The following is a 1,358-nucleotide window of genomic DNA, read 5'->3' on the forward strand; positions in this document are numbered from 1 at the left end:
ACCTGTTTGGTATAAAATTAATACAGCTTTCATTCAAAAATTAAATCTTCTAAATTACGATTAAGTAATTCTAAATTTTTATTGTTTCATTTTATTATGTAAGAAAAAGATTTATCTTTAAATCCGAATTAAAGAAGTAAAATACAGGGATGAGAAGTTCTACAAAGTATAAGCGTAATATAAAAAAGTTAACTTGAATGCTATATCTGATAATGGAAACTAGGATTTAGCAGTTTATGAGATAGTATTAAAAAATAGTTATGAGCAACAATAGAATTCTTTATATAGCAGAAATTGATGGAGACACAAGATTTCAGAATGTGACTTTAGAAATACTTCCCGCAGCAAAACCAGATGGATACTTTTATACAAAAGAGGGTTTGTATCTTGGGAAAATAGGAACAGGTGATAATGTTTATATTGTTGATCAGGCATCGTTTTCAGAATTAGAGAAAGGAAAAATGGTTTCGGAAGGTAAAATTATTCGTTTTACTGAAAAATACGGATTTAATAATGAGCAATTATTATATCGCGCTCATTGGGTTTATGGAGAGGGTGGCGGTTTTTTTACCGATTATTATGCGCATGCAATAAAAAATTTAAGGAAACATGGTGTTTGGGGACCTGCAAATAAACCTTATGCGTCAGATGAAGCTATGTATAAACAGAAGATGACTCATAAGAATAAAAAAACGAAAGAAATACTTAACATGTATCCAGGTTATTTTACTGGTACTGATGGAAATGTAAATAGTAAGGCTTTTAGTAAGGCTAGAAAAAATTTAATTGAAATTAATTCTCTAATAAGAGCTAACGATGCTGTAAAATCTGTCATTGGTTCTATTGACGGGACGATTAAAGATCCTACGGATGGTTGTTATCAATGGGTTGGTGGTCCAGGAACCGAAGGATTGTTAAGTAAAAATCCGGACGCTAATAACGCAACAGGAGTTGTTAATAAAACAAATAAAATAGATAACGCGAATTTTTATCATACTTTTTATAAAATAAAAAAAGAATAAACATGCTTAATAAATTACTTTTCTTAATATTTTCTTTTAGTTGTTTAATAATTTATCCTCAGAGTAATAATCTTTCTGTACAACATGTTTACAAAGAATTATCAACAAAGAATTTGCATTATATTGAATTTTTGGATTCCATTAAAGTGATTAATGGGAGTCAAAAAAAGGGAACGGAACAGGTAGATTTTTTAGAATTAAACATTTCTATACCAATAAAATTAAAATATAAAAAATTCACATATAACAATCCAAATCCTCCCTTTTATTTTAGAGATAGCATTTTTTTATTTGATAAAAAATATAGTATTGACCAACTGTTTTATAATCGAAAAT

The 1,358-nt window shown here is 28.2% G+C and carries 2 protein-coding genes; both read left to right on the forward strand.

The genetic code is table 11. From position 1 onward, the window contains the following. Positions 1 to 260: 260 nt before the first annotated feature. Positions 261 to 1,022, forward strand: a complete 762-nt coding sequence (locus tag B0A66_RS22665; protein WP_089052113.1) for a hypothetical protein — start codon at positions 261 to 263, stop codon at positions 1,020 to 1,022. 2 nt (positions 1,023 to 1,024) lie between these two features. Next, positions 1,025 to 1,358 (forward strand): hypothetical protein (locus B0A66_RS23100; protein WP_208862622.1); only part of this gene is annotated, 334 nt, incomplete at its 3' end.

Source organism: Flavobacterium hercynium, assembly GCF_002217285.1.
GTDB classification, from domain to species: Bacteria; Bacteroidota; Bacteroidia; order Flavobacteriales; family Flavobacteriaceae; genus Flavobacterium; species Flavobacterium hercynium.